Genomic DNA, 23,369 nt, shown 5'->3' with positions numbered 1-23,369 from the left:
GGCCATGTGGTCCACTCTAACGACTCTTGCCCCGGAGTGATGACCGGGACATGGCCACAAGATGGACTGCAGGAGATGCCCGGCGGACGCATGCCTGATTTCGCATGGAACAGTGGCCCAATGCAGCGCAAAAATCTGCCAAGCTTAAGGAACTATGGCGCACGTATTGGACAGCTCTTCTGTTAACTTCACCATCGATCCGGTGGTGCTCGACCTCGGGCAGCGCTTTGTCGACGCCGGATTCGAGCTGTCCTTGGTGGGTGGCCCCGTGCGTGACCTCTTTCTGGGCCGGACCTCTCCGGACCTCGATTTCACCACCGACGCCACGCCGGACCAGACCATCACCGTCATCAAGAAGTGGGCGGACAACTTCTGGGAAATCGGGCGCGCCTTCGGCACCATCGGGATGCGGAAGAGCGGCTTCCAGATTGAAATCACCACCTACCGGGCCGAGGCGTACGACCCTGATTCCCGCAAGCCGGTGGTCGCGTTCGGCAACTCCCTGACCGACGACCTGCTGCGCCGGGACTTCACCATCAACGCCATGGCACTGCGCCTGCCGAGCCTGGAGCTGGTAGACCCCTTCGGCGGCGTCCGCGATCTGCACGCTTCCGAGCTCGCCACACCCGGCGCACCTGAGTCGTCCTTCTCGGACGACCCCCTGCGCATGATGCGCGCTGCCCGTTTCGCATCCCAGCTGGGCGTGTCGGTCCATGACGACGTGCGCCTGGCCATGTCCAACATGGCCGATCGCATCAAGATCATCTCGGCAGAGCGCGTCCGCGAAGAGCTGGTCAAGCTGATTAACGGCGCGCATCCGCGCGTAGGAATCGACCTTCTGGTGGACACTGGGCTCGCCGAATTCGTACTGCCCGAGGTCTCCGCCCTGCGCCTGGAATCCGATGAACACCACCGGCACAAGGATGTGTACCAGCACTCGCTGCAGGTCCTGGAACAGGCTGCTGCGCTGGAAACCGGTCCTGACGGTCCGGTTCCCGGCCCCGACTTCGTGTTGAGGTTCGCTGCGTTGATGCACGACGTCGGCAAGCCGGCGACGCGCCGATTCGAACCGGGCGGTGCGGTGAGCTTCCGCCACCACGACGTCGTGGGCGCCAAACTGACGGCCAAGCGGATGAAGGCACTGCGGTTCGACAACGAGTCCATCAAAGCTGTTTCCCGCCTGGTTGAACTGCACATGCGGTTCTACGGCTACGGTGACGCCGGCTGGAGCGACTCCGCGGTCCGCCGTTACGTGACCGACGCCGGCCCCCTGCTGGAACGCCTGCACCGGCTCACCCGTTCAGATGTCACCACGCGTAACCAGCGCAAGGCCGACCGTTTGTCCTTCGCTTACGATGACCTTGAGCACCGCATCACGGCGCTCTTGGAGCAGGAGTCGCTGGCAGCTGTCCGGCCCGACCTGGACGGAGCGCAGATCATGGCACTGCTGGGACTGAAGCCCGGACCCGTGGTGGGACGCGCCTACAAGTTCCTCCTCGAAGAGCGGATGGAACACGGGCCGCTCTCACCGGAGGAAGCTGAGCAGAAGCTCCTGGCATGGTGGGAAGAACAACCCGAGTCCGCCGCCGTCGTCGAGCCTTCGACCGAAACTGAGGAGCCCTCATGAACGCTGTGACTTCCCCGCGTCCGCAACTTTGGATCCTTCGCCACGGTGAAACGGAGTGGTCCAAGAGCGGTCAATACACGGGACTGACGGATCTCCCCCTCACTGTCGAGGGCGAGCAGCAGGCCGTGGAGGCGCGGAAGGTGCTGGAAGGCATCGACTTCGACCTCGTCCTGACCTCGCCGCTGCGACGTGCCCGGAGGACAGCGGAACTCGCCGGCTATCCGGACGCCGTTCACGAGCCACTCGCCGTGGAATGGAACTACGGCGACTACGAGGGCATCAGCTCCGATCTCATCCGCAAGGACAACCCGGAGTACCTCATCTGGACCGACGGAGTGCCCAACGGAGAGACGCTGGATGAAGTAGCTGCCCGGGCCGACAAGATCATTGGGCGTGTCCTGGAATCGGGCATGGACAATGTCCTGGTTGTGGCACACGGACATTTCTCCCGGATCCTCACAGCGCGTTGGCTCGAAATGGACGCCCGCGAAGGCCGGCACTTCATTCTCGGAACCGCGAAGGTGTGCACGCTTGGTTGGGATAAGCGGACGCCCGCAATTGTCCGCTGGGGCCTCTAAACCATTAATTTTGAAAACTTTTGGCCAATTAGCCAATTGTGCTGGTCAAACTCCGTGTTCATGGGGTAGCTTATATCTTGTTCCCAGAGCGACCCGCCGGGAACCAGGCGCGCATTCACCGGTTAGTCAGCCGGGACAATGCCACAGCAGGCTGTTACGGCCAGAAAAGGAGGTTGGGAAAATGATTACTTTGACTAGCGGACGGAAGTTGACCGTCACTGCTACCCCGGCCTCTGCTGATGACGCGCGCCGTTTTTGCTCTCTGACCCACTCCTGATTCACCGGACCGGCCTGACGCCGGCGGTGTTCATGGCCACCACTCTCCGTGGTTGGCGTTCTGAGTAGTCAGTTGTAGGCGCGGACCCACGCAGCATGCCGCGGGTGCGCAGTTTCCCCAAAGTTCGGAACCAGCTTCTTGTTGGGTCGACTGCAGGAAGCACGCGCTTTTATGCACGACGATTCGGGTTCTCCTGATTCGGTCCGCAAAATCCCCTTATTGGCTTCGGCTATTTATGTCCTTTTGGCTGTTATTTTCTTCGAAATAAATAGCTCTAATTGTTGTGCCTAAATGCCGGGTAATTCTTTGTGAAAGGAGGTGAACCATGCAAAAACGCCCCGAAGAGATGCGTTTCTACAAGAGCAGCGATGCTCCCAAGGACCGCACACTGTTCAACGGCCAGCTGCTCGACCAGCGCCGTGAAGACGTTTTCGTTGTCCTGCACCAGATGGGACTCATCCGTTGATTCCCCTGAGCCGGCCACGAAGGAGTTCAGATGCCGGATATCCATGCTGAACCTCAAGGAGCCCACGCGGCTACGCGTGGGCTCCCCCCTTTTAACTGGTCTGGTCCGGCTTAACTGGGTCGGGTTCGGCCATGACTGTAAGCTCGATTCATGCAGGAGACGAAGCCGCACCGGCAACGAAAACGTGCCCGCTTTGTTGTTCCCAGCCGCAGTGACTCCCTGCTTCGAAACTTCACGGAGCTGGTGGGCGGTCCATTGGGCAAACGCTCGTCTCCCGGAGAGGTTTCCGCGCGCCCGTTCACTGTTGAACGGGTACTCATCGTCCTCACTGTGATCGCGGCTCTTTTGGCCGTGCTCGCAAAGGACTACTGCCGGGTCAATGGCTGGGAAACGCCCGGCCAGTTCTACGCCACCTGCTACTCAGACTTCCCCGAGCTCTTCAAGAACCGCGGCCTGGGCGATGGCGTTTTTCCGTTCTTCACCCAGGGCAGCCTGTTTGAGTACCCGGTGCTCATGGGGATCATTGCCGGGGTCACCGCGCTCATGGTTCCCGGTCAGGGGGTGGGAAGTGAGCGGATCCTGGGGTATTTCGACGTCAATGCGACGCTGATCGTGGCGGTCTGGATGGTCACAGTCATCCTCACTGCCCGGATCAACAAGCGTCGCCCGTGGGATGCCGCCATGGTGGCCGTTGCCCCCGGGATCATACTTGCCGGCTTTATCAACTGGGACATGTGGGCCGTAGGTTTGCTGGCCTTGGGCATGTACTTCTTCGCCCGGGACAAGTTGATCCTTGCCGGCGTGTTCATAGGCCTTGGCACAGCCACCAAGCTCTATCCATTGTTGATCCTCGGTGCCGTTCTGGTCCTTTCCTTGCGCAGTGGAAAGTTCCGGGCCTTCTTCGTCACTGCCGGAGCCGCCTTGGCGTCCTGGCTCGCTGTGAACCTGCCCCTCGCGGCACTGAACCCAGCCGGATGGCGCTACTTCTTCGAGTTCACGCAATCCCGACCTGCCGGCTACAGCTCGCCCTGGTTCGCTTACAACCTGGTGGCGGACCGCCTGCAATGGATGCAGATGAACGCTGCAACCATCAACACGCTGGCCCTCTACCTGTTTATTGCGGCGTGTGCCCTGATTGGAATCCTGGCTTTGTGCGCGCCACAGCGTCCGCGCATCGCCCAGCTGGCCTTCCTGATCGTGGCCGCCTTCATCCTCACCAACAAGGTCTACTCCCCGCAATTCGTCATCTGGCTTATCCCCCTGCTGGCCCTGGCACGGCCGCGTTGGCGCGACTTCCTCATCTGGCAGGCAGCAGAGGGGCTCCACTGGGCGGCGATCTGGATGTACCTTGGACAGGCCACCAGCGGAGGGTCCGTCCAGCACAACCTGGACATGTCCTACTACGTCCTGGCGGTGGGCCTGCACATGGTGGTCACCGCATACCTGATGGCACGGATCATCATGGATATCTGGGATCCTGCCCAGGATCCCCTGCGGATCGACGGCGAAGACGATCCCCATGGCGGGCCCTTCGACGGAGCCCGGGATTGGTTGCGCGTCGACCTCTTGCGGCCGTCGCGATCTGTGTTCCCGTGGAGCCCCCGGCGCGACAGCAGTTCCACAGCAGCCCAGCAATCGGAGGTAAGCAGCGATGGTTGATGTCGCCGTCGTCGGGGCCGGTCCGAATGGTCTGGCCGCTGCCGTGGTCATGGCCCGCGCGGGACTGGACGTGACGTTGTACGAGGCCGCCGATGACATTGGAGGTGGCTCGCGCACCACCGAGCTGATCGAACCCGGCTTCCTGCATGACGTCTGTTCGGCGGTGCATCCGATGGCCCTGGCCTCGCCGTTCTTCCGGGAGTTCGAATTATCCCGTCGCGTGGATCTGCGCATTCCCGAGGTCCAGCACGGTACACCGCTGGACACAGGCGGTGCGGCGGTGGCGTACCAGTCCCTGGAACGGACCGTCGCAGAGTTGGGCATGGATGGTCCGGCCTACGGGCGACTTCTCGGTCCCCTGCTGGCACGGGTTGATGGCGTCGTGGAATTCACGTCGAACCAGTTGCTCCGCCTGCCGAAAGACCCCCTTGCGGCGCTGCTGTTCGGGCTGGCAACCCTCGACCAAGGCACCCCGCTGTGGGGCCGCCGTTTCCGGGAGGAAGCGGCTCCGGCGCTCCTGACGGGGGTCATGTCGCATGCCCTCGGATCCCAGCCGGCACTCAGTTCCACAGGCGCTGGTTTGTTGCTAAGTGTCCTGGCCCATGCCGGCGGGTGGGCGGTGCCGGTTGGTGGTTCCATGTCCATCGCCAGGGCCATGGCAGATGACCTGACCTCCCATGGCGGAACCATCCGCGTGGGTGAGCGCGTCGATTCCCTGGACCAGGTGCGACCCGCGAAAGCCATCCTGCTGGACGTTGCGCCACCGACGCTGGCGCGCTTGGGTGGATCTGAAGTGCCCGACCGCTACCGACGCGCCCTGGAAGCATTCCGCTTTGGGAATGCTGCCTGCAAGGTGGACTTCATCCTTTCGGGTCCCGTTCCTTGGCGCTCTCCGGAATTGGCCAAGGCCGGAACAGTGCATGTGGGCGGTTCGCGGCGGGCCATGGCCGAATCCGAAAACCTCGTGGACATGGGCAAACACCCCGCTGAGCCCTATGTGCTGGTTTCCCAACCGTCACTGGTGGATGCTTCGCGTGCCCCTGAAGGGCGTCAGATTCTGTGGACTTACTGCCATGTCCCCAAGAGCTCCACGGTGGACATGGCAGAAGCCGTTATCGCCCGCATAGAGCGGTACGCGCCCGGGTTCCGTGACGTGGTGGTGGCATCGAAAACCACGACGGCGGCGGCACTGTCCGCGTACAACGAGAACTATGTGGGTGGGGACTTCAGTGCCGGAATGCTGGACTTGCGTGGCTTGGTGCAGAGGCCCGTGGTCTCTCCTGTGCCCTGGAGAACCCCCATGTCCGGTGTGTACCTGTGTTCGTCCTCCACGCCTCCCGGCCCCGGAGTCACAGGTATGCCCGGGTACCACGCCGCGAAACATGCCCTCAAGGACATATTCAATGCACGGGTACCCGGGCTGGGCCTGGGGCTCTAGGCGGGTTAGTTGGCGGCCGTGAAACGGGCGCGGCGGTGTGCCGGGCTTTCGATCTCGTCCAGCATGGCCACGGCGTAGTCCTGGGTGGAGATGGTGTTGCCGGCCGGGGAGTCCTTGGCCACGGTGTATTCGCCCGTACGCTCGCCCGGCTGGATAACGGGTGCCGGTGCCAGAACGGTCCAGTCTAGGGATTCAGGGGACTGCTTCACGGCCTCAAGGGCCTTGGCTGCGGTGGTGGCTTCAGCCTTGTAGGCTTCCGGGAAATCCGGGGAGTCGAGGAGGCGGACGCCATCGACTTCCAGGGTGCCGGCGCCGCCCACGATCATCAAACGGGTGCCTTCGGCATTGCTGTAAGCAGTAGCCATGGCGTCCAACCATTCTGCATGGTCGCCGCCGGTGCGGCTGGGACCCGTCGCCAGCACAACGACGTCGTGGTCCTTCGCGATGGACGCGAACGTCTGGCCGTCGGCCTGGTCTGCGGCCCGGGCGGAAGCGCCGGGAACCTCTGAGCCCTTGCGGGAGATAGCGGTGACCTCGTGGCCACGGGTGATGGATTCGTTGACGATCTGGCTGCCGACCATGCCCGTTGCGCCGTAGACTGCGATTTTCATAGCTCTCCTTGAGGTTGGTATCCTTGCAATAAGACAAAGGTATCTATTGGATACCGATAGCTTCAAAGGAACTCAGTTACCTCATGGATACTAAAGACCTCCCCGCGAACATCCTGGATCCCAATTGCCCGTCGCGCGTGATCTTTCAGCGCATCGGAGACAAATGGGCCTCGCTGGTGATTCAGGTGCTCGGCGACGGTCCCGTGCGTTTCTCGGAACTGCGCAAGATGGTGAATGTGGTGACGCCCAAGGTACTGACCCAAACGCTCCGTGCTTTAGAGCGGGATGGCCTCATTACCAGGACGGTCTACGCTCAGGTGCCGCCGCGCGTGGACTACCAGCTCACGCCCATGGGTGAGTCCCTCCTGCAGCCGTTGTCGCTCCTGCGTGAGTGGGCCGAGAGCCATGTCCCCACCATCATGGAAGCCCGGGAGGCATACGACGACGCACAGGACCAGGCCCTCCTCGGCTCCCCTAACTAGGGGACGGCACTTGATCCAATGAGGCCCTGTTGGGACGTTTGTTGTCCCTAGTTGGGTTGGGTCGACGGAACCGATGCGCGGCTGATCCGGCCGTCCCGCATGGTGGCAACTGCGTCGGTCAGGGGCAGGAACTCGGTGTCGTGAGTGACCATGACCGTCGCCGTCCGGAAATCGTCAGTGACACGGCGCAGGAGCCGGACGATTGACTCGCTCCTTTCGTGGTCAAGCGCAGCCGTGGGCTCATCTACCAGCAGCACCGTGGGACTTCCCATCAGCGCCCGGGCGATATTCACCCGTTGACGCTGCCCGCCGGACAACTGGTGCGGCCTCTTATGCATCGCTGCAGACAGGCCCACCACATCCAGGAGCTCCTCCGCCGTGCGGCGGGCATCCTTCACGGCGTTGCCGCGCAGATGCTCGCGGATGAGCAACTGCTCGAAGGCTGTCAGCGCCGGCAGCAGGTTGGGTTGCTGGAAGATGATGCCCACTTTGTCCCGGCGGAGCTCTGTGCGCTCCGAATCCTTCAAGCCGGAGACATCCTGCCCGTCGATGACCACCAGGCCGGCGGTGGGCTTGACCAATGTTGCGGCAACAGCCAGGAGTGAGGACTTGCCCGAGCCTGACGGCCCCACGAGGGACAGGAATTCACCCCTGCCGACGCCCAAATCCACGCTATCCAGCGCTTTGAGGGTGGAGCCGCCGTCCGGGTATTCGAGCGAAACGTTCACGAGGGTCAGTGCGGAATTCATGATGTATGCCTTTCGAAGAATGTGTTAGTTGCCGCCGAGGGCCAGCAAAGGGTCCACGGTGGTGACTTTGCGGACAGCCAGGACGGCACCGGCGAGCCCGAGGACGACGATCCCTGCCACCGGCAGCAACGTGGTGAGCGGGGTGACAAGGAAAGGTGCTGCCTGGGCGGCAAGGATTCCACCGGCGAAGCCAACTGAGCCTCCGACAGCTGCCCCTGCCAGCAACACGAGCGCTGCCTGCGCCAGGGCATCCCGCAGGACGTAGCCGGAGGATGCGCCCAAGGCCTTGAGCACGGCAATGTCCCTGGTGCGCTGCACTGTCCACACCGTCAGAAAGGCCACGATCACGAGGGCTGAAATGCCGTAGAGGAACGCCTGCATGAGGAGCAGCGAGCCGTTTTCGCTCTTGTACGAGGCCAAGGCCTGGAAGGAAGCGGTGGGGTCGGAGCTGACCGTACCGGCGGCCGCATTGGCGGCTTCGACGCTGACGGAAGCGTCGTCGTCGTACGTCACGGTGAGGACAGTTGCCGTCCCAGGTGCGGCGTGGGCGACAGCGCGCCAGGTATCGAGCGTGGTCCAGACGACGCCGGTGTGTGAGTACCACTGGTCCTCCACAATGTCGGAGACCGTCAGGTCGGTGCCGCCCACACGGAGCCGGCTGCCCTTCGTCAGGCTGAGCTCCTTCGCCAATGTCTTGCCCACGACTACGGTCCCGTCCTCCACAGCGGAAGGAGCTTCCGAACCACCGAAGACGGCCACGTTCGCCGTGCCACTGGGGCTGCCGTCGTTGGCCAGGGATTGGACCCGCGATTGGCTGATGCCCAGCGCCTGTGCGGATTTCACGCCCTGCTGGTCACGCCAGGTCTGAAGCTGGGCGGTGGAAACTTCCGATTCCGTGTAAGACGCTTTCGGTTCGCCGCCTGCCGGTGCGCCGAAAACGATCTGCTGCGCGGGCAAGGCCGTTATGGCTGACGTGGACTGGTTGCCCAATCCCGCGGTCAGGCCGGACAGCATGACGAGCAGCAGCGTGATGAGCGCAACCACGCTGCCCATGAGGGCGAACCGGCCTTTGGCGAAACGAATGTCGCGGATGGCGAGAAACATCGGATTCCTTCTGTTGTTGCGGGCTTGTTCCGTTGCCTTCAACTCTTCCGGCGATGGGCCCCGCGGACATCGTGAGCCGGATGGATTGGCTGGCGCCGGGAGGTTGAACCGGGAGTCAACCGAAAGGTTGATTTGTATGTCCTGGACGGAATATCGGGCTGGCCGGGCGAGGGGCGGGGATACGCTGGAAGGCATGCAGTCCCCCACCGGCGCCACCACGATCCTCCGGGTCCTGCGCGTGTGCCTTCACGTTGGTTTCGCCGTGCTCTTGCTCGTGGCAATCGTCCGGCTGCTGGGCGGCCTGGGCTCTGCCGGTGCGCCATCACCCCTCGCAGTGACCGCCGGTTTGGGGCTTTCGGCTTTGCTGGCCTTGGTGTACCTCGCGGGGACAGTGCTGGAGAAACGGCACGCCAGTGACCCCTCCAGGTTCAACCCAACGCCCTACGCTCTCTGGTGGCTGGCCGCCGTCATGATGCTGTGGCTGCTCTTGCTGCTGGTCAGTGCGGACTTCGCCTGGGTGGCCTTCCCGCTGTTCTTCCTGCAGCTCCACCTGCTTCCGCGGCGCCTGGCACTGCCCGCCATCGGGCTGAGCACCGCCCTGTTGGTGGGTGCTTTGTGGTTCCACGGCAGGGGCTCCGCGGACGGCGGCCTGCAGCTGGCCATGGTGCTGGGTCCCGTGTTCGGTGCGGCTTTCGCCGTCGTGACCGGCCTGGCGTACCGGGCATTGTTCCTGGAGGCGGAAAACCAGCGTCTAGTCGCCGAGGAACTGCGCCGGACCCGCGACGCGTTGGCACAAACACAGCACGACGCCGGCATGCTGGCCGAGCGCGAACGACTGGCCCGCGAAATCCACGACACCCTGGCGCAGGGCTTCTCCAGCATCGTCCTCATGGGGCGGTCCGCCGAGAAGGCCCTGGACGGCGGAAACACCGAGACGGCGAAGGAACAGTTGAGGATTGTCCAGGAGACAGCTTCGGCCAACCTGGCGGAGGCGCGCAGTTTCGTGCGGGGGCTGCGGTCGCCGGACCTGGAGCACTCAGGCTTGGTGGACACCCTGCGCCGGCTCTGCGAAAAGACCGAGACCGAGGCGGCGGCAAGGGGAACAGCCTTGCGCTGCCGCTTCGAACTGGTGGGCACGCCCGTCGAGCTTCCCAACACCTACCAGACCACCCTGCTTCGGGCCGCCCAGGCCTCCCTCGCGAACGTCTGGGCGCATGCGAAGGCGCGTGCCGCCGTCGTCACCCTCTCCTTCCCGGGTTCCGAAGTGACGCTGGACATCTTCGACGACGGCGTCGGTTTCGAACCCACGACGGCGACCGGCACCGCGCGCGGTGACGGTACCGGCGTCGGGCTTCTGAGCCTGCGCGAACGGCTGGCGGCGCTCGATGGCAGGCTGGACCTGGAGTCGGCCCCGGGTGAAGGCACGGTGGTGGCCATCCGCGTACCTTTGCCAACCGGGGAGGGGGCGGCGTGACCGGAATCCGGGTGTTGTTGGTAGATGACCACCCAGTGGTCAGGGCCGGGCTTCGGGCCATGCTGAGCGATTTCCCAGGGGTGAGCGTGGTGGCGGAGGCCGCTGACGGTGACGCCGCACTGGCGGAGTTGAGCAAGCTCCACACCCTCGGCGAGCCGGTGGACCTGGTGCTCATGGACCTGCAAATGGGCAGTGGCATGGACGGGGTGACGGCCACGGAAAAGATCAAAGCCGGTGAAGCAGGGACTCCCCCGCCACCCGTGCTGATTTTGACCACTTACGACACCGACGCCGACATCCTCGCCGCTGTGGAGGCAGGCGCCAGTGGTTACATGTTGAAGGATGCGCCGCCGGAACAGATCCGGCAGGCCGTGCTTTCGGCCGCTGCCGGCCAGACCGCACTGGCACCGGAAGTGGCGGCGCGATTGATGGGGCGGATCAGGAATCCCTCACCCGTGCTGAGCGGCAGGGAAGTCCAACTGTTGGAATTGCTCGCCACCGGCATGAGCAACAGGGCCATCGCCAAGCAACTCTTTATTTCCGAGGCCACTGTGAAGACACACTTGGTCCACATCTATTCCAAGTTGGGTGTGGACAACCGGACGGCAGCCATCGCGACGGCAACGCAGCGCCGGATCATCCGCGGGCACTGACTTCCGGCGCCAGGCACGCGCCCGGCAGTCCTCTGGTGAGGAAAGCAGTATTGGTGAAACGGTTGACCTTTTGCCTTTCAACAGTGACGATTAGTGCACGTTTCGCTATGAGTTAGATCACAAACTGTCACTCGTCGAAAGTTGGCTCACATGTCCGCACCCTCCTTGGGTCTGTCCGGAGCTGCCCCCAACAGCTCTGGACGCATCAGAAAAGGCTCATTCGCCAGGAAGGCCGCGTCCCTCGGTCTCGCCTCACTCCTCCTCGCAGGAACCATCCCGGCCCTCACCTTCGCCGCCGCTGCCAATGCCGCTCCCGGCGACCCCGCGGTCATCAAGACCGTCACCCCGGAAGTACCCGTCGACGCAGCTGGAGTACCCCTCGGGGCGGTGACCGGCTTTACCCAGTCCGGTAACGTCGTCGACCTCTCCACCGAAAAGGGCGCCATCCGCGTCACCTTCCTGGACGACGGCAACTTCCGCCTGGAAGCCGATCCCAGCGGAAAGTTCACCGACCCTGCGAACACCGACCAGGGCGACCCGGCCAGGACAGCCAACATCGTGGTGGGCAAGGACAAGTTCCCCGGCACCACGCCCACGGTCATCGACGGCGACTGGCTGGTCCTGAAAACTGCCAAAATCAGCGTCGAGATCAACAAAGCGACCACCCTGCTCCGTGTTGTAAGGGCCGACAGCTCGCTGGTCCTGGAAGAGTCCGCACCCATCACGTTCGGTGCGAATTCGGCCACCCAGCACCTCGCCCAGCACGACGGTGAGCAATTCATCGGCGGCGGCATGCAGAACGGCCGCTCAGTCCACACCGGCGCACTGATCAACATCGCCAAGAACTTCGACTGGGACGACGACGGCTACCCCAACGCCGTCCCGTACTACATGTCCTCCATGGGCTACGGCGTCCTGCGTGACACGTTCGCCCGCGGCTCCTACAATTTCGCGGGCGAACCAACCACGACGCATGAGGAAAAGCGCTTTGACGCCTACTACTTCGTGGGCGATTACAAGCAGTCTCTGGGCGCGTACACCACGCTGACCGGCAAGCCGATGATGCCCCCGGTGTACGCCCTGGAATACGGCGACGCTGACTGCTACAACCGCTCAAATCCGGGCTATTCGTCCTCCGGATACGGCGATCCCGACGGCGCCAAGCAGAAAACTCCCGACGCCATCAAGACCGCACGGAAGTTCGTTGAGAACGACATGCCCGCAGGCTGGATGCTGGTCAACGACGGCTACGGCTGCGAGTACCAGCAACTCCCGGAAACCGTGAGCAACATCGAGGACGAAACCGCCCTCAAGGTCGGCCTCTGGACGCAACGCTCCCTCACCAACCAGGAATACGAAGTAGGCGAGGCCGGCGTCCGGCTCCGCAAGCTGGACGTCGCATGGGTGGGCCAAGGCTACCGCCAGGCCCTGACGGGCTGCGAAGCTGCCCACGGGGGCATCGAGCAGTACTCGAACGCCCGCGGCACCTCGCTGATGGTGGAAGGCTGGGCCGGCTCCCAGCGCTGCGGGATGCAGTGGACCGGTGACCATTCAGGAAACCTCGACGCCGTCCGCTGGCAGGTCTCGGCCCTCACCGGCGCCGGCAACTCGGGCCTGGCATTCACCACGGGCGACGTTGACGGCATCTTTGGCGGGTCCGCCGAGTCCTACGTCCGCGACCTCCAGTGGAAAGCCTTCGCTCCGGCGCTGTACTCCATGTCCGGCTGGGCCGCGACGGACAAGCGTCCGTGGCTCTACGGCGACGAGGCAACAGCCATCAACCGCCAATACCTGCAGCTCCGCCAGCAGCTCATGCCCTTCATCTACTCGCTCGCGCAGGAATCCTCCACCACCGGCGTTTCGATGATGAGGTCCATGGCCCTCGAATTCCCTGACCAGCAGTGGTCCTACGGTGCCGAAGCGAACAACCAGTTCATGCTGGGCTCCGACTTCCTGGTAGCACCCGTCTTTACGCAGACCGACGTACGCAACGGCATCTTCCTCCCGGCCGGCCATCAGTGGGTGGATTACTGGACCGGCAAGCTCTACCAAGGTGGCCAGATCCTCAACGGCCACAACGCACCCCTGGATAAGCTGCCGGTGTTCGTTCGTGCCGGAGCAGTGATCCCGCAAGGTATCGTGGCCCGCAACGCGTCCTTGGTCCCGGAAGACTCCATGATCACCCTGGATGTCTATGCCAAGGGCCAGGACACCTTCACGCTCTATGAGGATGACAAGGTCACCCGCGAATTCAAGAACGGCAAGTCCTCCAGCCAGCTCTTCTCCGTGGATGCTCCCGGTACCGGCAACAGCAGCGTCAAGGTGTCCATCGGTGAACGCAAGGGCGAATACACCGGTAAGGCCGCAGCCCGCCCCTACGAACTGAAGGTCCACGCCGGTGCTGCTCCCAAGGACGTCAAGATCGGTGGCACCAAACTCACCCAGCACATCACCCAGGCTTCCTACGCGGCTGCTACAACCGGCTGGTACTTCGATGAAGCCAACAACGGCACCATTTGGGTGAAGACGGGCTCCATCGCCTCCAACCAGTCCGCGACGGTCCAGCTCCAGCAGGCAGGTCCGCTCGGCGGCAAGAGCCAGGAAGACACCGCTGCGGAAGTCCGCGTGACCACCGGCCAGCAGGTCTTCCAGGACCAGGAAACCACTGTCACCGCGGCATTCGTGAACACCGGAACCAAAGCCAAGACCAATGTGGTCCTCACCCCGGTTCTTCCCGAGGGTTGGACTGTTGTCTCGTCCTCCGGCGCGACGGCGGCCAAGGTTGAAGGCGGCGCTACAAGCACGGCCACTTTCGTCATCAAACCCGGCCCCAGCGCGAAGGCGGGGCAACAGACTGTGCGGGTAACGGCGTCGTACGCTGCTTCCGGCTCGAATCAATCGGTGACCGGCGGCAACCAGATCTACGTCGCCTACGGGTCCTTGGCCGCGGCGTACAACACCGTCTCCGTCACCACGGTGGCCGGCAAGGCACTCGGGAACTTCGACGGCGGAGGGGCCACCTTCGCTGCCGAGCAGCTGGCTGCCGCTACGGTTCCGGCAGGCGGAGTCCGGCCGGGCAGCACCGTGACGGTGGATGCCGGGAAGCCGACGCAGGTCGATTACACCTGGCCGGCCGTGGGACCCGATGTTCCCAACTCGGTGGCGCTGTCCGCGCAGACCATCGCCGTGAAGGGCAAGGGAACGCACTTGGCTGTCCTCGGATCGGCCGCGGTGGGCAATGGAACGAGCCCCACGTTGACCTTGACGTACGCTGACGGATCCACGGAGAAACAGTCCATCTTCTTCCCGAACTGGCTGCAGCCCTCAGTACTGAATGGCGCCCTGCTCGCGGTATCCGAACAAGGCCGCAACAACGCCAACGGTCCGTCGCCGGAGTACACGCAATACAAGTACCAGGCATTCTCCAACACGGTCCGGCTCAACCCCACCAAGGAACTGGCCTCCGTCACCTTGCCCACCGACACCCGGGTGAAGTTCTTCGACTGGAAAGTCACCTCGCAGCCGTTGCCGGACGTACCGCATGGAGCGGTGTACGCCTCGGAAACGCCGTGGGTCCAGGCACTCAACGGCTACGGGGTGATCGGCAAGAACGTGGCCAACAAGGACTCCGCGTCGTCCCCGGACAGGCGCTGGCCATCAACTACACCGATCCCGCCACCGGTCAGCAACCCGTTTTCTCCAAGGGCCTGGGCGTCCACGCTGCCTCCAAGATCACCTATTACCTGGGTGGCAAGTGCACTTCATTTACGTCCCAGGTGGGCCTTGAAAGCGGCTTCGGCGGCAACATCATCTTCAAGGTCAACGCCGACGGGGTGAACAAGTACCAGTCGCGCACCTATACGCCGGGGTTTGCTCCGGAGTCGGTGTCCGTTGACCTGACGGGCGCGGCTTACGTGGAGCTGGTCGTTGACCCGTCCGGTTCCATCAATGGAGCACATGGTGTCTGGGGTGATGCAAAGTTCACCTGCGCTCCCTAGCCTGACGTTGCAAACAGACGGCCGTCGCTTGCCGCTCCTCCCCGGGGTGGCAGGCGGCGGCCGTCCGGCTGCCGGCCATGACAAGAAAGTGTCAGGGGAACCGGGCATAATGTGGCAAATGGGGAAAACACGTACTTTGATTCTTGGTCTGGCCACGATTGTGCTGGCAGGCTCGCTGACCGCTTGCGACGACGGCCGTTCGGGTGCTGAGGGAGCCGCCAAGCAGCTCGCCTCCTCGCTGTCGGCGCTCGACGTCGGCCAGCTCGCCGTTGAGGGCAAGGATGCTGCCGCGGCCAACGACCAGCTCAAGGCAGTTTTCGAAGGACTCGACGCCAAGCCGTCGGTGCAGTCCGGTGACGTCAAGCTCGACGGCGACACCGCCACTTTCCCTCTTAACTACAGCTGGAACATCGGCTCGGCCAAGTGGGAGTACAGTTCCGAAGCCACCTTGAAGAAGTCCGGTGACAAGTGGGCGGTTCAATGGAGCCCCGCCCTGCTGGCACCGGAGCTTTCCGATGGCGAAACTCTTTCCGTCAAGACCGTTCCTGCCCAGCGCGGCCAGATCCTGGGCGCCGGGGATGCCCCTATTGTGGAGGACCGGCCCGTCTTCCGGGTCGGCATCGACAAGACCAAGATTCCAGCTGAACAAGCGGATGCTTCAGCGCGTGCGATGGCTGCCCTGCTGGGCTTGGACGTTGAGGAATACGCCAAGCAAGTTGCTGCGTCCGGCCCGCAGGCATTTGTGGAAGGACTGGTTCTCAGGGCTTACACGACGGATATCACGGAGGCCAAGATCAAGGCCATTCCCGGTGGTGCCAGCATCCTGGATTCGATGGCCCTCGCACCAACGCGGACCTTTGCACGTGCACTGCTCGGAAGCGTTGGCCAGGCCAGCGCGGAGCAGATTGAAAAGTCCAACGGCGCCTTGCGTGCCGGTGACACCACGGGAACCGGCGGCCTGCAGCAGAAGTACGACACCCTGCTCCGCGGCAAGGACGGTGTTGAGGTCATTGCGAGCACCGAGGCCAAAGCTGAAGGGGAAACGCCCGGCACCAAGGTGTTCTTTTCGTCCCTCCCCGCTCCCGGTACCACCCTCAAGACAACCCTTGACCTGAAACTGCAGCAACTGGCCGAGGAAACCCTTGCTGGCGTTGGCCCGGCGTCGGCCATAGTTGCCCTCCGACCCTCCACGGGCGCCGTGCTCGCCGCCGCCTCCGGGCCGGGGAGCAACGGCTACAACACTGCAATGCTGGGCCAGTACGCGCCAGGATCCACCTTCAAGATTGTTGACTCCCTGGCGATGTTCCGGAACGGCGCAACCCCCGATTCCAAGGTCGAGTGCCCGCCGACGCTGACTGTTGACGGTCGGACCTTCAAGAACGCGGAGGGGTATCCTGAAAGCTCGCTGGGTTCAGTTGCCCTGAGGGATGCGTTTGCCCACTCCTGCAACACTGCCTTCATCAACGCCCGTGACACCGTCAGCCAGGACCAGTTGGAATCCGCGGCCCAGGCTCTTGGTGTGGCTGTTGAAGCCCCCAAACTCGGTGCTGACGCGTTCCTGGGTTCCGTTCCCAGTGCTGCTGAGGGTACGGAGCACGCCGCTTCCATGATTGGCCAGGGCAAGGTGCTCTTCTCGCCCCTCTCGGCCGCTGTCATGGCAGCTTCGGTGGCCAACGGTGCCCCCGTCTCACCGCAACTGGTGCTCAATGCCGACGCCGTGCCGGCCACCACCTCCACGGCCGCTCCCACGGAAAGCAGCTCCGCCACGCCGTCGCCGGACTCCGCGACGGCCAGCGCGCTGCCTGCCTCGCCGGCATCCACCAAGCCGATCACCAAGGAGGAATCGGCTGCCCTGTCCGACATGATGCGGGCGGTAGTAACCTCGGGCCACGCCGGTTTCCTTGCCGCAGTGCCGGGTGCACCGGTCGGGGCAAAGACGGGCACCGCCGAATTCGGTAATGACAACCCGCCCAAGACCCACGCGTGGATTGTTGCCACCCACGGGGACCTGGCGGTTGCCGTGTTTGTTGAAGACGGCGGACTGGGTGCCACCACCAGTGGGCCGTTGCTGAAAACGTTCCTGACCGCGGCGGGCTGATCCGGAGGAGAACCCATGACAGGCAGTACCCAGTGTGTGGTGGTCGGCGGAGGTCCGGCCGGGATAATGCTGGGGCTGCTGCTTGCCCGGGCCGGTGTGCAAGTCACTGTCTTGGAAAAACACGCCGACTTCCTCCGGGATTTCAGGGGCGACACGGTCCATGCGTCCACCGTCCGGCTCCTGGACGAGTTGGGTTTGGGAGAAGGCTTCAGGGCCCTGCCGCAGAGCCGGCTGGAGAACTTCCGGTTGCCTGTTGCCGGGGGTCGCTCGGTGGTGCTGGCCGATTTCGGACTCCTTAAAGAGCCCTACAACTATGTGGCGATGGTTCCCCAGTGGGACCTGCTTAATTTCCTGGTGGCAGCTGCCGGGCAGGAACCCACCTTTACGCTGCGGATGAATACCGAGGTCACGGACCTGCTGCGGGACTCTTCGGGGGCAGTGACGGGTGTGGCGTACCGGACCAGGGACCCGCTGACCGGCTCCCCGCTGGACAGCGGCGAACTGATGGCCACCCTGACTGTGGCGTGCGATGGCCGGGGTTCGGTGCTGCGGCAGCGGGCCGGACTGGCTCCCCACGAATACCCGGTGCCGTTCGACACCTGGTGGTTCCGGCTCCCCCGCACGGCCGACGAGGATGAGCCAGTGGCATCCATAGCGCCGCGTTTCGGCAGCTCCGACGTCCTGCTGAGCCTCACCCGCAAGGACTACCACCAGATCGCCTATCTGGCCGCGAAGGGCTTGGATCCCCAGCTCCGGGCTGAGGGCGTGGAAGCCTTCCGGGCCAGGGTTGCGCGGCTGCGGCCGGATCTAGCCGACCGCGTAGACACCATCAGGTCAGTCGACGAGCTTCACCTGCTGGATGTGAAGCTCAACCGCTTGGCCCGCTGGCATCAGCCGGGCCTGCTCTTGATTGGCGACGCCGCGCACGCCATGTCCCCGGCCGGAGGCGTGGGAATCAACCTCGCGGTGCAGGACGCCGTGGCGGCAGCGCGCTTTATTGCCTCACCGCTGCTCAGTGGAACACTCGACGACGGCCACCTCGCCGCCGTCCAGAAGCGGCGTTGGCTGCCCACCGTGATTGTCCAGACGTTCCAGCGGGTGCTGCATCGCGCCATCTTTGCCCGGGTGATGGCCGGCAAACAGCCCAAGCCACCCAGGATCCTGGTCCTGATGGCCCGGCACCTGCGCGGTTTTCCCAAGCTTCCCGCCCGCATGATCGCCTTTGGACCGCGCCCCGAGCATGCTCCGGACTTTGCCCGGCGAAAGCCGTAGCGCTGCGTCGACGCCCAAGCCAATTGCCGCCGTCGGGCGTTAATACGCCGGCGTGGGAGGATTGAAACGTGGCCCATATTGACGTTTCCGGCATCGACTACTTCCTCTCCGACGGCACCCAGCTGCTCAACGGTGTGACCTTCAAGGTCCCCGACGGCACCAAAACGGCGCTGATCGGACCCAACGGAACAGGCAAGACCACACTGTTCAAGATCATCGCCGGAGACCTCACTCCTGATGAAGGTGCCGTGGGCCGCTCGGGCAACATGGGCATTATGCGGCAGTTCGTGGGCCAGGTCCGCGACGAATCCACCGTCCGCGACCTCCTGGTTTCCACTGCGCAGGCCGGGCTCGCAGCAGCAGCCAAGGCGGTGGAAGAAGCCGAATTGGCCATGATGGAGCACGACGACGAACCCACGCAGATGAAGTACGCGCAGGCGATCGTGGACTGGGGCGATGCCGGCGGATACGACGTCGAGACCGTCTGGGACGAAGTGTGCATGGCCGCTTTGGGGATTTCCTTCGACAAAGCCCAGTTCCGCCGTGCTTCCACGCTGTCGGGCGGCGAGCAGAAGCGCCTGGTGTTGGAAGCGCTGTTCGCCGGGCCGGACGAGCTCCTGCTCCTGGACGAACCGGACAACTACCTTGACGTGCCCGGCAAGCGATGGCTGGAAGGCAAGCTCAACGAGTCCAAGAAGACTGTGCTCTTCATCAGCCACGACCGCGAGCTTCTCAACAACGCCGCCGGCCGTATCGTGACACTGGAGCCGGGCATCAACGGTGCCGGCGCTTGGATCCACGGTGGAGGTTTCGGCTCCTACGTCGAAGCGCGCGCAGACCGTAACGCCCGGTTCGAGGAACTCCGCAAACGCTGGGACGAGGAGCACATCAAGCTCAAGGAACTCGTCAACATGTACAAGAACAAGGCGGCTTTCCGCTCCGACATGGCCAACAGATACCAAGCGGCTCAGACCCGCCTTGCGAAGTTCCTGGAGGCCGGGCCGCCGGAGGCCCTGCCCATCGAGCAGAACGTGAAGATGCGGCTCAAGGGTGGCCGCACGGCCAAGCGGGCCGTCGTTGCAGAGAAGCTGGAACTGACCGGGCTCATGAAGCCGTTCTCCACGGAGATCTGGTTCGGGGACCGGGTGGGCGTCCTGGGATCCAACGGTTCGGGCAAGAGCCACTTCCTGCGTCTTCTCGCGACCGGGGGTACCGACCCGGAGCGCGAGCACCTGCCGGTGTCCGACGTCGTCATCGCGGAAGTCCCGCACGAAGGGTCGGTGAAACTGGGGGCACGCATCCGGCCCGGGTTCTTCGCCCAGACGCATGTCCGTCCGGATCTGCTGGGCCGGACGTTGCTGGAAATTCTGCACCGCGGCGACGAACACCGTTCGGGCCTTCCGCGTGAGGCTGCAGCGGGAGCCTTGGATTCCTATGGCCTGGCGGGTCAGTCGGAGCAGAAATACGAGTCCTTGTCCGGTGGCCAGCAGGCACGTTTCCAGATCCTGCTGCTCCAGCTGTCCGGTGCCACGCTCCTCCTGCTGGATGAGCCCACGGACAACCTGGACCTCCACTCAGGCGAAGCCTTGGAGCGTGCCATCGACGCGTTCGAGGGAACCGTCCTGGCCGTCACGCACGACCGCTGGTTTGCCAAGTCCTTCGACCGCTTCCTGATCTTCGGGTCCGACGGCAAGGTGTACGAATCCGAAGAGCCCGTGTGGGACGAAAAGCGGGTAGAGCGCGCCCGCTGACACCGGACGCTTCCTCACGTCCCGCGCCTTTCGGGGGGGGACGCTCGCTCACGTTCCGCGCCTTTAGGGCGGACGCTTCCTCACGTTCCGCGCCTTTCGGGGGGACGCTCGCTCACGTAGCAGGCCTTTCGGGTGGACGCTTGTTCACGTAACGAGCCTTTCGGGTGGACGCTTGCTCACGTCCCGGCGCGAGAGCTTGAGCTGGCTTCCTAGTTGGCCGCTACCCGATCACCAACGGGTGGTCACTGAGCGAGGGTTGGGTTGAAGGCAGTGGGGTGTGAGCGAGGGTTGGGTTGAAGGGTGTGGGGTGTGGGTGAGGGTTGGGTTGAAGGGTGTGGGGTGTGGGTGAGGGTTGGGTTGAAGGGTGTGGGATGTGAGGGAGGGTTGGGTTGAAGGGTGTGGGATGTGAGCGAGGGTTTGTGCGCAAATGATCACTTGACATGATTAAGTGAGCACAGCCCTGCTACCGTGGAGGCATGGGAACCACTGACCGCCACAGGCTCATCGCCGAACTGCTGCGCGGACAAGAAGAAGTAACCGTCGACGAACTGGTCTCAACCACCGGAGCTTCCGGGGCGACCATCCGCCGCGACCTCGAGATCCTGGCAGCCAACGGTGTGCTCAAGCGAGTGCACGGGGGTGCCCGCAGCCTCCTGGCCCGTGGAGAGAACCCCGGCTACGGGCAGCGTGAACTCGAGGACCACGAGGCCAAAGCCCGCATAGCCAAAGCCGTGGATGGACTCATCAGGGATCGCGAACACGTGTGGCTGGACAGCGGATCCACTGCCACGGAAATCGCACGCCGGCTCAGCACACGAGAGCTCACGGTCATGCCGATGTCCTTGCACGGCGTCCAAGCCCTCACGCAATCCTCGGAGGGCCGGGCTCCTGAACTCATCCTCCCAGGTGGCCGGTTCACCCCGGGTGAGCAGTCTTTCAGGGGACCCATGGCGGAAGCCAACGTCCGCTCGCTTAGGTTCGACGCCGCCGTCGTAACCCCTTGCGCGCTCAACCTCAAAGACGGCCTGCTGGCTCACGACCTCGATGACGCCGCCGTGAAGCGTGCCGGTCTGGAGTCGGCGTCGCGCGTGATCGTCGCGGCCGCGGGAAGCAAATGGAATGCCGGCGCCAGGGCCCTGGTTGCCGCGATGGACAGCGTGGACGTCATCGTGACGGACCTGGAACCATCCCCCGAAGACCTTGCCCAGCTCAACAAACTCTCCGTGGAAGTTGTGATTGCATGACCACCAACACCAGAAGCACCACCAACGTCAGGGCCGCGGCAGTGGCGACGTTCTTGATCTTCGGCATGAACGGCCTGGTCTTCGCCAGTTGGGCAGCCCGCATTCCGGCTGTGACCGAAGCGCTCAACCTCACGTCCGGCCAGATGGGCACGCTCTTGCTCTGCACCGCGGTTGGCTCGTTGCTGGCGTTGCCTTCTGCGGGTTGGGTGGTGGGCCGGATCGGCACGGCGAACACGGTTCGGTTGGCCGGCATCGTGGCAGGAGCCGCGGGTGCGGCAATTGCGTTCTCCCTGATGGCCGCGTCCGTGCCGGCCACAGCCGTAGCGCTCTTCTTCTTCGGCATCGGCATTGGCCTGTGGGACGTAGCCCAGAACATTGAAGGCGCCGACGTCGAACACCGGCTAGAGCGGACCATCATGCCGCAGTTCCACGCGGCATTCAGCGGCGGGGCCTTCCTCGGCGCGCTGATCGGTGCGGGGTTGTCCCAACTGGGAGTCGGCCTGCCCGAGCACTTGCTGGTCATCGCCGCCGTCGCTGTCGCGTTGGCCCTGACCGTCCCCAAGTACTTTTTGCCGCATGAAGCGGTGGAAATTCACGACGGCGGCGGGCCGGCCGCCAAGGGTCCCACGGCTTGGCGGGATGGCAGGACGCTGCTGATCGGCGTCGTGGTCCTGGGTGCCACGCTCACCGAGGGTGCGGGCAATGACTGGATCGCCAAGGCAGCGGTGGACGGGCTGGGTGCTTCAGAGTCCACCGGCGCTTTGCTGTTCGCCCTGTTTGTCCTGGCCATGACCATCATGCGGTTCCTGGGCGGCAAGGCGATCGACAAGTTTGGCCGGGTAGCCGTTCTCCGCGCCAGCATGGCCGCAGCCGCCTTGGGCCTGGCCCTGTTCGTATTTGCGGGCAACGTGGTTTTGGCCGGAGTCGGCGCGGCTCTCTGGGGCATTGGGGCGGCGCTGGCCTTCCCCATGGGTATGTCTGCGGCTGCCGATGATCCCAAACACGCCGCTGCCAGGGTCTCCGTAGTTTCCACCATCGGATACATTGCCTTCCTGGCAGGACCGCCGCTGCTGGGCTACTTGGGAGACCAAACAGGAATCCACCTGGCCTTGCTGGCCATTGGGGCGCCTATTCTGCTGGCTCTCCTGCTTGCCGGTGTCGCGAAGCCCTTGCCGCCCAAATAGTCCTGCCATCCAACGAAGCATTCTCCCGAATGCATACGTCCTGGAATCGCCACCAAGCCAAGAGCACCAAGCCGGCGGCCAGGCAGGCACCGCCCAGGACATCGCTCAGCCAGTGCGCGGAGAGGTACGTCCGGCTGATCATCATGGCGATGATGCCCAACGCGGCCAATGTCGTCATCCACCAACGGCCGGCGAGGACAGCCAGAACCACCAGGAAGGCGGTGGTGGCGGATACATGCCCGGAAGGGTATGAACCGGTATCGGTGAGGACCTTGGCCCCTACCGGCCTTTCCCGGCCTACTACGACTTTGGCCAGCTGGGTGAGCGCCAGTGTGGCTATTCCGGAGCCCGCAACGAATAACGCCGTCACCGGTCGTTTCCAAGCCACCAAGGCGAGGGCCAGCACTCCCTGGGCCGACAGCATCCCCACGTAGCCCACCCAGTTGAGGATCCCGTTGACGCCATCCCAGAAGGGAGAGTGCAACGTAAAGGAGAAGGCCTGCCACCAGGTGTCTACGCTGTTGAAGGCAGGTTGGCCCTGTCCTGCCAGGATCATGACTCCCGGAACCACAAACGCACACAGCAGCAATATTCCAGGGGCAAGCAGCTTCCAGTCCGGTTGCTTTCGGGGAGTCAGGACGCGAATCATCAACTCATCGTAGCCATGGCGGCCCTGCAGTACCGGCAGGCGATACTGTGAAGGG

General features: G+C 63.8%; 18 protein-coding genes and 1 pseudogene. 15 read left to right on the top strand and 4 right to left on the bottom strand.

The annotated features are described in order from the left end of the window. Positions 1 to 154 precede the first annotated feature (154 nt). From PYR64_RS19375 to PYR64_RS19355, 5 genes are all read left to right on the top strand, one after another. Positions 155 to 1,627 carry a CCA tRNA nucleotidyltransferase gene (locus PYR64_RS19375; RefSeq protein ID WP_018778495.1) on the top strand — a complete coding sequence of 491 codons (1,473 nt, stop codon included), beginning with the start codon at positions 155 to 157 and terminating at the stop codon, positions 1,625 to 1,627. Next, the gene (locus PYR64_RS19370; RefSeq protein ID WP_018778496.1) at positions 1,624 to 2,205 is read left to right on the top strand and encodes a histidine phosphatase family protein; all 582 of its coding nucleotides are present in this window, start codon (positions 1,624 to 1,626) and stop codon (positions 2,203 to 2,205) included. The genes PYR64_RS19375 and PYR64_RS19370 overlap by 4 nt, the downstream gene beginning before the upstream one ends. Before the next feature lie 602 nt (positions 2,206 to 2,807). Beyond that, positions 2,808 to 2,948, top strand: a complete 141-nt coding sequence (locus PYR64_RS19365; protein WP_018778497.1) for a hypothetical protein — start codon at positions 2,808 to 2,810, stop codon at positions 2,946 to 2,948. A gap of 150 nt (positions 2,949 to 3,098) precedes the next feature. Continuing rightward, entirely contained in the window at positions 3,099 to 4,607 is a 1,509-nt protein-coding gene (locus PYR64_RS19360; RefSeq protein WP_055976730.1) for a glycosyltransferase 87 family protein, read from the top strand. After that, on the top strand, positions 4,600 to 6,045 hold the full coding sequence (locus PYR64_RS19355; RefSeq protein WP_055976733.1) for an NAD(P)/FAD-dependent oxidoreductase: 1,446 nt from the start codon (positions 4,600 to 4,602) through the stop codon (positions 6,043 to 6,045). The genes PYR64_RS19360 and PYR64_RS19355 overlap by 8 nt, the downstream gene beginning before the upstream one ends. A 5-nt stretch (positions 6,046 to 6,050) precedes the next feature. On the opposite strand, the gene PYR64_RS19350 is transcribed toward PYR64_RS19355, so the two are convergent. Then, a complete protein-coding gene (locus tag PYR64_RS19350; RefSeq protein WP_018778500.1) occupies positions 6,051 to 6,656 on the bottom strand; it encodes an NAD(P)H-binding protein in 606 nt (201 codons plus the stop codon). 83 nt (positions 6,657 to 6,739) lie between these two features. Between PYR64_RS19350 and PYR64_RS19345 the strand changes: the two genes are divergently transcribed. Beyond that, entirely contained in the window at positions 6,740 to 7,138 is a 399-nt protein-coding gene (locus PYR64_RS19345; protein WP_055976736.1) for a helix-turn-helix domain-containing protein, read from the top strand. Positions 7,139 to 7,185: 47 nt separating this feature from the next. Here PYR64_RS19345 and PYR64_RS19340 read toward each other — a convergent pair whose 3' ends face one another. Next, entirely contained in the window at positions 7,186 to 7,887 is a 702-nt protein-coding gene (locus PYR64_RS19340; protein WP_055976738.1) for an ABC transporter ATP-binding protein, read from the bottom strand. A 24-nt stretch (positions 7,888 to 7,911) separates the two neighbouring features. Next, a complete protein-coding gene (locus PYR64_RS19335) occupies positions 7,912 to 8,991 on the bottom strand; it encodes an ABC transporter permease (protein ID WP_275777097.1) in 1,080 nt (359 codons plus the stop codon). Between the two features lie 193 nt (positions 8,992 to 9,184). On the opposite strand from PYR64_RS19335, the gene PYR64_RS19330 reads away from it, so the two are divergent. The 9 genes and pseudogenes from PYR64_RS19330 (at position 9,185) to PYR64_RS19290 (ending at position 22,665) form a co-directional block, all read left to right on the top strand. Beyond that, positions 9,185 to 10,465 (top strand): sensor histidine kinase, encoded by a 1,281-nt coding sequence (locus PYR64_RS19330; protein ID WP_055976744.1) that lies wholly within the window; start codon positions 9,185 to 9,187, stop codon positions 10,463 to 10,465. Further along, positions 10,462 to 11,118: a response regulator transcription factor gene (locus PYR64_RS19325; protein WP_018778505.1), complete on the top strand. Its 657-nt coding sequence runs from the start codon at positions 10,462 to 10,464 to the stop codon at positions 11,116 to 11,118. The genes PYR64_RS19330 and PYR64_RS19325 overlap by 4 nt, the downstream gene beginning before the upstream one ends. Before the next feature lie 150 nt (positions 11,119 to 11,268). After that, positions 11,269 to 13,935: pseudogene (locus PYR64_RS19320) on the top strand (TIM-barrel domain-containing protein); the annotation flags it as partial. 752 nt (positions 13,936 to 14,687) lie between these two features. Continuing rightward, the gene (locus tag PYR64_RS19315) at positions 14,688 to 15,116 is read left to right on the top strand and encodes an NPCBM/NEW2 domain-containing protein (RefSeq protein WP_275777094.1); all 429 of its coding nucleotides are present in this window, start codon (positions 14,688 to 14,690) and stop codon (positions 15,114 to 15,116) included. 118 nt (positions 15,117 to 15,234) lie between these two features. Beyond that, a complete protein-coding gene (locus PYR64_RS19310) occupies positions 15,235 to 17,214 on the top strand; it encodes a penicillin-binding transpeptidase domain-containing protein (RefSeq protein WP_275777092.1) in 1,980 nt (659 codons plus the stop codon). Between the two features lie 15 nt (positions 17,215 to 17,229). Next, on the top strand, positions 17,230 to 18,486 hold the full coding sequence (locus tag PYR64_RS19305) for an FAD-dependent oxidoreductase (protein WP_064722365.1): 1,257 nt from the start codon (positions 17,230 to 17,232) through the stop codon (positions 18,484 to 18,486). A gap of 68 nt (positions 18,487 to 18,554) precedes the next feature. Next, entirely contained in the window at positions 18,555 to 20,237 is a 1,683-nt protein-coding gene (locus tag PYR64_RS19300; protein WP_055976759.1) for an ATP-binding cassette domain-containing protein, read from the top strand. 476 nt (positions 20,238 to 20,713) lie between these two features. Continuing rightward, the gene (locus PYR64_RS19295; RefSeq protein ID WP_275777088.1) at positions 20,714 to 21,481 is read left to right on the top strand and encodes a DeoR/GlpR family DNA-binding transcription regulator; all 768 of its coding nucleotides are present in this window, start codon (positions 20,714 to 20,716) and stop codon (positions 21,479 to 21,481) included. Further along, the gene (locus tag PYR64_RS19290; protein WP_189076453.1) at positions 21,478 to 22,665 is read left to right on the top strand and encodes an MFS transporter; all 1,188 of its coding nucleotides are present in this window, start codon (positions 21,478 to 21,480) and stop codon (positions 22,663 to 22,665) included. Before PYR64_RS19295 ends, PYR64_RS19290 begins: the two co-directional genes overlap by 4 nt. On the opposite strand, the gene PYR64_RS19285 is transcribed toward PYR64_RS19290, so the two are convergent. Continuing rightward, positions 22,610 to 23,314, bottom strand: a complete 705-nt coding sequence (locus tag PYR64_RS19285) for a phosphatase PAP2 family protein (protein ID WP_275777086.1) — start codon at positions 23,312 to 23,314, stop codon at positions 22,610 to 22,612. The genes PYR64_RS19290 and PYR64_RS19285 overlap by 56 nt on opposite strands. Positions 23,315 to 23,369 lie beyond the last annotated feature (55 nt).

This window comes from Paenarthrobacter sp. Y-19, assembly GCF_029223985.1.
Classification (GTDB): domain Bacteria; phylum Actinomycetota; class Actinomycetes; order Actinomycetales; family Micrococcaceae; genus Arthrobacter; species Arthrobacter nicotinovorans.
The sequence above is the reverse complement of the archived record's forward strand: the minus strand, read 5'-3'. Positions and strand labels throughout refer to the sequence as shown.